8 protein-coding genes, 4 tRNA genes and 1 other RNA gene are annotated in these 9342 nt (G+C 48.8%); 11 read left to right on the top strand and 2 right to left on the bottom strand.

The annotated features are described in order from the left end of the window. The first annotated feature begins 322 nt into the window (after positions 1–322). From SJI19_RS24085 to birA, 5 genes are all read left to right on the top strand, one after another. Positions 323–763 (top strand): GNAT family N-acetyltransferase, encoded by a 441-nt coding sequence (locus SJI19_RS24085; protein ID WP_323480775.1) that lies wholly within the window; start codon positions 323–325, stop codon positions 761–763. Positions 764–1034: 271 nt separating this feature from the next. After that, positions 1035–2033: an ROK family protein gene (locus SJI19_RS24080; protein ID WP_323480774.1), complete on the top strand. Its 999-nt coding sequence runs from the start codon at positions 1035–1037 to the stop codon at positions 2031–2033. A 96-nt stretch (positions 2034–2129) separates the two neighbouring features. After that, positions 2130–3302: an MFS transporter gene (locus SJI19_RS24075; protein ID WP_323480773.1), complete on the top strand. Its 1173-nt coding sequence runs from the start codon at positions 2130–2132 to the stop codon at positions 3300–3302. A 1057-nt stretch (positions 3303–4359) separates the two neighbouring features. Beyond that, positions 4360–5397 (top strand): UDP-N-acetylmuramate dehydrogenase, encoded by a 1038-nt coding sequence (gene murB / locus SJI19_RS24070; protein ID WP_323480772.1) that lies wholly within the window; start codon positions 4360–4362, stop codon positions 5395–5397. Next, positions 5394–6353 (top strand): bifunctional biotin--[acetyl-CoA-carboxylase] ligase/biotin operon repressor BirA, encoded by a 960-nt coding sequence (birA, locus tag SJI19_RS24065; RefSeq protein WP_323480771.1) that lies wholly within the window; start codon positions 5394–5396, stop codon positions 6351–6353. Before murB ends, birA begins: the two co-directional genes overlap by 4 nt. 41 nt (positions 6354–6394) lie before the next feature. Here birA and coaA read toward each other — a convergent pair whose 3' ends face one another. After that, entirely contained in the window at positions 6395–7345 is a 951-nt protein-coding gene (gene coaA, locus SJI19_RS24060; RefSeq protein ID WP_323480770.1) for a type I pantothenate kinase, read from the bottom strand. Positions 7346–7542: 197 nt separating this feature from the next. Continuing rightward, on the bottom strand, positions 7543–8091 hold the full coding sequence (locus SJI19_RS24055; RefSeq protein ID WP_323480769.1) for a GNAT family N-acetyltransferase: 549 nt from the start codon (positions 8089–8091) through the stop codon (positions 7543–7545). 386 nt (positions 8092–8477) lie between these two features. Here SJI19_RS24055 and SJI19_RS24050 point away from each other — a divergent pair. The 6 genes from SJI19_RS24050 to SJI19_RS24025 all read left to right on the top strand — a co-directional run. Beyond that, positions 8478–8553 (top strand) — tRNA-Thr (locus SJI19_RS24050). Positions 8554–8562: 9 nt separating this feature from the next. Continuing rightward, a tRNA-Tyr gene (locus SJI19_RS24045) sits at positions 8563–8647 on the top strand. Between the two features lie 42 nt (positions 8648–8689). After that, a non-coding RNA gene (locus tag SJI19_RS24040) (RtT sRNA) lies at positions 8690–8816 on the top strand. Positions 8817–8959: 143 nt separating this feature from the next. Beyond that, positions 8960–9034: transfer RNA gene (locus SJI19_RS24035), tRNA-Gly, on the top strand. Positions 9035–9039: 5 nt separating this feature from the next. Beyond that, positions 9040–9115, top strand: a tRNA-Thr gene (locus SJI19_RS24030). Positions 9116–9225: 110 nt separating this feature from the next. Beyond that, positions 9226–9342 (top strand): GTP-binding protein (locus tag SJI19_RS24025; RefSeq protein ID WP_323478245.1); only part of this gene is annotated, 117 nt, incomplete at its 3' end.

Below are 9342 nucleotides of genomic sequence, written 5' to 3'. Positions count from 1 at the left end.
CAACCAAACCCACGCTCGCCCGCAACTGACGGCAACCAACGTATAAAGCAGGTTGGCCAAAACGACACCAGACTGGCCGGGGAGCGCACCGTGGGGGTCGAATTGGCCGTGGTGTTCCCGGCCAACCGAGCGCCCCCTGGTACGCTAGACCGGCCACCCCCCGGAGCCTGACGCCAGCCGAGCACCCGAGCCCACATCGGTACGCTAGACCGGCCACCCTACAGCGCCTGACGCCAGCCGCACAACCTCATAAAAAACCTACCGATTCTCAAGATTATTAGCTATCTTAACGTAAATAAATCAGACAAAAAGGAGAAAGATCATGCATCTCACCGTCACGCCAACGCCTAGCGAGAAAGATATTGAGGATATACGACAGCCGCTATTCAAATTCAATCGCCAACATATCGGTAGCATCGATCGGATACCGCTAGCAGTATTTACCTTTAATGATATAGGCAGCAAAGTAGCCGGATTGGTGGGTAGCACCTTCGGTAATTGGCTCAATATCGACTACCTATGGGTTGCCGACCAATTACGCGGCGAAGGCATGGGCAGCAAACTGATGCACGCAGCAGAACGGGAAGCCAGAGCCCGCGGTTGCCTCTATGCACGGGTAGATACATTGAGTTTCCAAGCCCGGCCATTCTATGAAAAACAGGGTTATCAGGTACAGATGACACTAAATCAAATTCCTGAGCATCATCAATGGTACTTCCTAACCAAAGTGCTGCAATCTGGCGGATTGAGTGAAGTGAATTAAGGTACGATAAAATGAACCACGGTCAATGCAGACTCCCACCTGCAAGACATTATTCCGAAGCGACGGCAACTTGCTGAATAGTGCCAATACGAGTGAGGAATAGTCATACGCACCGGATGCTTATCGTTTTAACACCGCGAAAGAAAACAGTATGCATTCCAATTGGTTGGCTGATGATATTCTGGCTGCAAATCCGCAACGCCAACGCGTTTTTACCACACCACTTTATGCTAAATTACTCGTATTCCCCTAACCCCTCCCTCGAGGCACCATGATGACTCCGCTAAGCCGCACGACCCGGGAAATGAAGATCAGCAATGTAGTACTGGTCACTAACGCATTAAAATCACTGGGTTCGGCGACAAAGTCTGAACTGGCTGAAGAAACAGGGTTGAGTATCGCCACCTGTGGAACGGTGCTCAATGAACTAAGACTGCGCCGTGAAGTCCTGACTTTGGAGCTGGAAGTCTCTCGCGTCGGACGGCCTGCGCAGCGTTATGCCTATAATCCTGATTACCTCTCGGTACTGAGCCTGTATGCGCAGGGCAGTGATAAGGCGGCGCAGATTATTTGGTCGGTGAATTCGGCGACGAGTGGGTGTCTGGCGCAGGGAGACGTTCATTTTTTGCCGCTAACGCTCGATACGTTTTATCTGCGGATCGCCAGCCTGCTGGAGGAATATCCCAGAATTAAAGCGTTGGGGATCGGACTGCCGGGTGTAGTGGTCAATGGGACGGTTGCTACCTGTGATATCAGCGCGTTTGCCGGTGTCGCGCTAGAGCAACAACTGCAGGAGCAGTTCGGCGTTTACGCGCAGGTAGATAATGATATGAATTATACCGCGTATGGTTTTTATCGCAGCAGTTGTAGCGGAGTCACAGCGCCTGTGGCATATATTTTTAAACCGGATGTTCCCTGTCTAGGCTGTGGAATGGTGATAAACGGCCAAATATTGCACGGTGCCAGCCAGTTTGCCGGGGAAGTATCAAATCTACCGTTTAAAGATATGGATAAGCTGCCGGTTGTCGATGAAATGGCGAAAGTGATCGTCTCGCTTGCTGCCATCATCAACCCGGCGACCATTGCGCTTTCAGGCCCGAAAATCAGTGAAACACTGCTCCCCCAGTTGCTTGAGCGCTGCCATCAGTATATTCCTACACAACATATGCCCATGTTGATCTACCGTCCTTCAATGCGTCAGGATTATCTGCAAGGCATCACCGAACTGACCTTAAACAACTACAACCATCACGTCGCTTTCGGCGTTTAACGCGTCGCACACATTGACTTTCGTTAGCTCACACCAATATACTCAGTACTTATTAAATGTCTTTTAATAAGTACTTTTTCTTAGCTGGAGAATGCCTTGTCACTGTCATCTGAAATTGAAAATACGCCTGCTGGCAAGGGTGCCCCGGCCAAGCGGGTTGCCACGCGGACAATATTTTTTGTCACCGGTATGGCGGTGGGTTTGTGGGGCATTCTGGTTCCTTACGCACAGTTGCGTACACATTCTGAAGCGGGCACGCTGGGGCTGTTGTTGTTGTGTCTCGGCGCAGGCTCATTGCTCTCGATGCTGGGTTCGGGAAAATTCATCGGCCGCTTTGGTTGCCGTAGTGTGATCATCACTGCGGTGTTGATGTATTGCCTGATGTTGCCGCTGCTGGCGACGTTCAGCGAGATATGGTTACTGGCGCTAAGCCTGTTTATTTTCGGGATGGGCATTGGGCTGGCAGATGTTGCGGTCAACGTGCAGGGGGCCATCGTGGAGCAGGCGGCGGGTAAAGCGCTGATGTCCGGTTTTCACTGTCTATGGAGCGTCGGCGGGATTGCCGGCGCCGGTGGTGGCGCATTACTGTTGAGCTCAGGCGTTACGCCGCAGGGCAGCACATTCTACGCTGTTTCGCTGGTTATCTTAGGGACAGCATATTCATTCCGTGGCCTATTGCCGTTCGGCGCTCATGAAGAGGAAAATACGGAAGGCAAACCGAAGGCCAGACCAAATTTCCGTCTGATATTGATGGCGGTTATGGCGATGATCTGTTTTATGGCCGAAGGCGCAGTGCTCGACTGGAGTGGCGTATTTCTGACCCGTGAGCACGGGCTGGCGTTGGAACATGCGGGCTGGGGTTTAGCCGTATTTGCCGTTGCCATGTCGCTAATGCGTCTCACTGGTGATGCCATTATCAGCGCGCTCGGGCGTAAGCGGGTGCTGTTGGCCGGTGGCATTCTGGGGGCGGCCGGTTATCTGATGGTGGTACTGTTACCCGGTTTCATCCTACCGATATGTGGTTTTGCACTGGTCGGAATGGGTGTGGCAAATATCGCGCCAGTGCTGATCACCCTTGCCGGTCAGGAGAAAGTGATGCCGGTGAACATGTCGGTCGCAATGGTTGCCACGCTCGGTTACCTCGGCATACTCGGTGGCCCGGCGCTAATTGGTTTTATCGCGCATTTCTCCAGCTTGTACATTGGCTTCTCCATCGTCGCGGCGGCACTCCTGATCATTACGTTCGGTGCCTATAAGTTAAAATATTAATTGTTTTTACATAACCGATTAGGGGCGCATTTTTCGGTGCGTCCACTCGTGGGGTTCTGAGTGCGGTATGGCTGGGTTGTGGGTATTCTTTATTGAATTATAAAAAATAATCTTCATTGGTTGTATATATGCTGATCTTAAAATAAATAAACGTGGGGTTAATTATAAGGAGGGGCGTGGTGGACTTAACAAAATAATCGGTTCAGGTGTTGATTTAACGGATGAAAGTGTTGATGGTGTTATAATAAATGTAATAAACAACAACGATGAAATTTATACTTTGGACTTTATTAATGGCAAAAAAAGCTTTCAAGCTTTTTATAAATTATGAACACTATATATATCAATCCTATAAAGCTAAAGAGGGTTTTGGGTAAAAAGCGTATGATCCTGTTATGTAAAAATAAAACCGGTAGTGTGAACGCTATGTCGGAAAAAAGTGAGTTGTGATACTTAATAAACAACCTCTTGAAGTGGAATTTAAAAGTATAGACAAATTAAATGATGAAATATTTTTGAATAACACTACCCCAGAAAAAATAGACAACATAAAAAATCAACGATCCTCCCTTTTGAGATCGCCTAAGATCAGGCCTATTTTTATGCTGCTTCTTCTAATTAATTGAAATCCTACCTTACAAATAAACACGATCACTTTATTATATAAGAATAAGACACAAAAGTGATGCTGTATTAGATACCTTAATGAAAAAAAGGAAATGATGGGAATATGAAGTGCGCTGATTTATTGTTGTAGAGCGTGTTTATAAACAGTGAAGATAATGCGGCGCTAAATAGGCGTGCTAAATAGTCGATCCCTTTGATGGAGCTCAACCCGGTTTGTGCGATCTGATCAATTGCTAAATACCACCAACCGGACGGAGTTATGCCGATCATCGCACCTATAACCCCGAAGGCTCAGATACTGAGTCGGTTAGCCTCTTGGCAACTGCATTGCGCAACCGAACATTTACCTATAAACAGCGACAGATGTCCCTTACTGGCATCCGGTGAAATCAGGTAGAATACGCGCATGATGATTTAAGACAGGCTAACGATGATGATGGACGGTATGCCGGTAAAACAGTTGAATACCTTTGCGATCGATACCACCGCCCAGCAGATTGCCACTGCGCACAATGATGATGAACTCATGGCAATATGGCAGTCGGCTAAAAAACGATCACAAGCAATACTTCTGTTGGGTAGCGGCAGTAATGTCCTGTTCATAGACCATTTTACCGGTACCGTTGTGCTAAACCGTATTAATGGTATCGACGTCCAAGAGGATAAAGAGGCCTGGCATCTACACGTCGGTGCCGGTGAAGACTGGCATAACCTGGTTTGTTTTGCGTTGGAGCGGGAAATGCCGGGCCTGGAAAATCTTGCCCTTATCCCCGGTCGTGTCGGCTCGGCTCCCATCCAAAATATTGGTGCCTATGGTGTCGAAGTGAAAACCGTATGCGAATATGTCGATCTGATTGATATGAACAACGGCAAAAAAATACGTCTTTCCAAAGATGAATGCCGCTTCGGTTATCGGGATAGCATATTTAAACATCACTATCGCGACAGCTACGCGATCGTGGCCGTCGGTCTTATCCTGGCCAAAAACTGGCAGCCGGTGCTCTCCTATGGTGACTTAAGACATCTTGACCGAGAGACGGTCACGCCAAGGCAAGTGTTCGATACCGTCTGCTCAATGCGACGGGATAAACTGCCCGATCCAAATATTACGGGTAATGCCGGCAGTTTTTTTAAAAATCCGGTGGTCGGTGCCGACATTGCCGCAGATATACTGCTTCACCACCCCCAAGCGCCGCATTATCCGCAATCCGACGGTCGGATAAAACTGGCTGCGGGATGGCTCATCGATCAGTGTAACTTGAAAGGTTATCGCCATGGCGGCGCAGCGGTGCATGAGAAGCAGGCGCTGGTATTAGTCAATCAAGGGCATGCCACAGGGGACGATATCGTCGCCCTGGCGCGCCATGTACGCCAATCTGTTGCGCAGCGGTTTAACGTGTGGCTAGAGCCGGAGGTGCGCTTTATTGGGGCTGACGGCGAAGTGGATGCGGTAGGGGTATTGTCATGAAAGCGATTACTACCCCATTAACGTTGATCAGCTTGCTGGCCGACGGGGAGTTTCACTCAGGAGAGCAGTTTGGCGAGGCTTTAGGCATGAGCCGCGCGGCAATCAATAAACATATTCAAACCCTAAGGGAATGGGGGATAGATGTCTTTACCGTACCGGGCAAAGGATACCGCCTGAACGCGCCGCTAAATCTACTCGACGAAAAAAAAATTCTGCCCCATCTACCCGGAAAACACATCGCCGTGATACCGGTTATTGATTCAACCAACCAGTATCTGGTTGAGCGCATTGGTAGTTTGGCATCCGGTGATGCCTGTGTGGCGGAGTATCAGTCTCAAGGGCGTGGTCGAAGGGGCCGACAATGGATCTCGCCCTTTGGCGCCAATCTTTACCTATCGATCTATTGGCGTCTGGAACAAGGGCCAGCGGCGGCCATTGGGTTAAGTCTGGTCATTGGCATTGTGATGGCGGAAGTGCTTCAAAGTCTAGGGGCGCGGGATGTAAGGGTAAAATGGCCCAATGATTTGTATCTCAATGACCGCAAATTGGCGGGTATTCTCGTTGAGATCAGCGGCAAAGCAGGGGATTCAGCGCATTTGGTGATGGGTATTGGTATTAATCTGACCATGAGTGAATCCGCTAACCAGAAGATTAACCAAGGGTGGATCAACTTACAGCAAGCCGGTATTGCTATTGATCGCAATATACTGGCAGCAACGCTGGTTAACCGACTTAGAGACGCGTTGCCGCAATTCGAAAGCGAAGGATTTGCCCCCTTCCAAAAACGCTGGAAAGTACTGGATAATTATTATAACCGCCCCGTCAAGTTGTTGATAGGCGAGCGGGAAATTCATGGCATAGCTCGGGGTATCGACGCTCAAGGGGCGCTTCTGCTGGAACAGGATAAGGAAGTGAAACCCTATCTTGGCGGCGAGATCTCGCTACGTGGGCGGTAACACCCTTGATGATTGGGCAAAATATATCATGCCTTTGGGTACTATTTTCTTAACCGAATATTATCTACTGCGTGATTGGCACTTTTGGTCAGGATAAGGCTCGCCCGTTCTCGGGTCGGCAGAATATTTTGCTTAAGGTTTAATCCGTTGATTTCGACCCAAAGCTGAGAGGCTATTCTCACAGCGTCCTGTTCCGGTAATTTGGCATAGTTATGGAAATAAGAGTCCGGATTGGAAAATGCCCCTTGCCGAAATTTTAGGAATCTATTGATATACCAGCTTTTTAACAGATCTTCCGGCGCATCGACATAGATAGAAAAATCAACAAAATCTGAAACAAACACATGGTGCGAACCGTGCTGATAATCCATTCCGCTCTGTAATACGTTTAAGCCTTCGAGAATAAGAATGTCAGGCTGTGAAATGACTTTACTGTCATCATGAACAATATCGTATATCAGATGGGAATAGACTGGCGCGACAACTTTACTCGCCCCGGATTTTACCTCGGATACAAAATTAACCAGGCTGCGCATGTCATAGGATTCAGGGAAGCCCTTCTTCGTCATCAACGCCCGCTCTTTTAGCACGCTATTGGGATAAAGAAATCCATCGGTGGTCACTAACTCAACCGAACGATGCTCAGGCCACCGGCTCAGTAACGCTTGTAATACGCGGGCAGTGGTACTTTTGCCCACCGCAACACTGCCGGCGATGCCAATCACATACGGAATACGCTCACTATTGGTGCCCAGAAACTGCTCCAAAACGGCTTGGCGTCTTAGATTGGAACTGATATAAAAATTAATTAAGCGCGACAATGGCAAATAAATTTCCGTGACTTCATCCAACGAGAGATCTTCGTTGATCCCTTTGAGTTTAATGATCTCTTCCTGCGTCAACGTTAGCGGTACCGTATCACGCAAAGCGGCCCATTGCTTCCGGTTGAACTGAAGGTAGGGGGTAGTCAGTGATTGATCACGATTTATCATAAGCTTAGCCAGCCTGTTGCGCAGGTCCAATCGGGGCAGCTGAGCCCACCCGGAACGAAAACAAGCTGCATAGTATAGACAGCTTCGTTAATATCGTAGAGTGTTTTTTCTGCTGGGCATCGGGAATGCTGACCATCAAGAATAAGGACGGGGTTCAAGCCGACGGTTAATCGGGCTGATACCCCGGGCTTTGGCGATTAGCTGGCAATCGCGTTATATTGCTGGTTAACCGCAAATAAGCGTTTGTAATATATCACGGTGGGGTGGTAATACCCGTCGGGAGTGCAGGCGTAGTCAGGTATTTCACCCAGGCAACGGTACCCTAGCGTACGATAAAACGCTTCTGCAAGGGAGCCGGACTGAGTATCCAGATAGAGCAAGCCACGTTGCCGATCGCGCGCGACGTTCTCCAGAACTGCCATAAGTGATTTGCCGATGCCTTGCCGTCGAGCTTGGCTGTGTACCAATAGTTTTTGGATTTCAGCTCGGTTTTGCCCATTCGGTTTTATGCATAAATCCAACTGGATGCTTCCGACAATGCCCCGTTGATCGCGGGCAATCCATAACAAAAGATGATTTTTTGCCATCGCAGTGCGTAGATTATGAATATAATTTTGCGCCTCGTCTCGCGTGAGAGTATCGGTATATCCCACTGAGGCCCCTTGGGTTACGGCGTCGATCAATAGCTCTGCAAGGTCGTTACGGTACACAGGAAGGGTTGCGGCATTAAGTTGTACAATCTTCATACTGTCATCCTCCAGACGGTGATACCACAGGAACTATGCTCTAAATGGAAGCAAGATACATGCCATGTTCTTTCAGAAAACCGCGATCAAAAACCGTTTGAATAAACCCTACTTAGGTCGTATTAGCGCGAAAAAATGGACAACTCCGGCGGGTGGCACGTGGGCATTTGCATTATATTGGTGCAGTTGGGTATCATCGCGCCGCATCCAAAAGGGCGTGATGACTAGGGTGTCGGTGTCGGGTTGGGAAGGGGCATCAAGGCTGAATAATAGTCAAAATTGTGAAACATTTTCAAAAATCGGGTGTTTTCTGAGCGAAAGTGCAGTTTACGCAATTTTTTTGTTGCATAGGTCGCCCGCTCTACCTAGAATGCGCTGCACTTGATGCCGGCATAGCTCAGTTGGTAGAGCAACTGACTTGTAATCAGTAGGTCGAGGGTTCGACTCCTTCTGCCGGCACCAAAATAATCAGGTGGGGTTCCCGAGCGGCCAAAGGGAGCAGACTGTAAATCTGCCGTCACTGACTTCGAAGGTTCGAATCCTTCCCCCACCACCAAATTCGTCTCTGGCAACGGAGATAATCCTTACTGCAAAGTCACATTGTGCAATAAGGGGAAGGTTGAGAACCTTCGACAAGGTTCGAGTCGAGCAACGCGAGACAACGTCGCTTGCGACGGCCCGAAGGGTGAGGAACGAAGTGACGAATAATCCTTCCCCCACCACCAAATTCGTCTCTGGCAACGGAGATAATCTTGAGTGTGATAAATCGTTGCACACTGAAGAAGAAGGTGAGAACCTTCGATCAAGACTCGGAACCAACGGGTCTTTCAACAATCTACAGAAATATCAGGTAGCCGAGTTCAAAGATGCGGGCATCGTATAATGGCTATTACCTCAGCCTTCCAAGCTGATGACGTGGGTTCGATCCCCACTGCCCGCTCCAAATGTGCTGATATAGCTCAGTTGGTAGAGCGCACCCTTGGTAAGGGTGAGGTCGGCAGTTCGAATCTGCCTATCAGCACCACTTTCTAGTCTCCCTCCTGATTCACTTTCTGTTAGAAATAAATTTATCAGGTTTCAGCCTGGTTAATGTGGTGATAACACCGGTTTATTCGTGTCTTAGAGGGACAATCGATGTCTAAAGAAAAGTTTCAACGTACAAAACCACACGTTAACGTCGGTACTATCGGCCACGTTGACCATGGTAAAACTACCCTGACTGCCGCTATCACCAGCGTTCTGGCTAAAGCC

The sequence above is a fragment of the Acerihabitans sp. TG2 genome (assembly GCF_035013185.1).
GTDB lineage: Bacteria > Pseudomonadota > Gammaproteobacteria > Enterobacterales > Enterobacteriaceae > Acerihabitans.
Note: the sequence above shows the minus strand (reverse complement) of the source record. Positions and strands in the feature narration are given on the sequence as shown.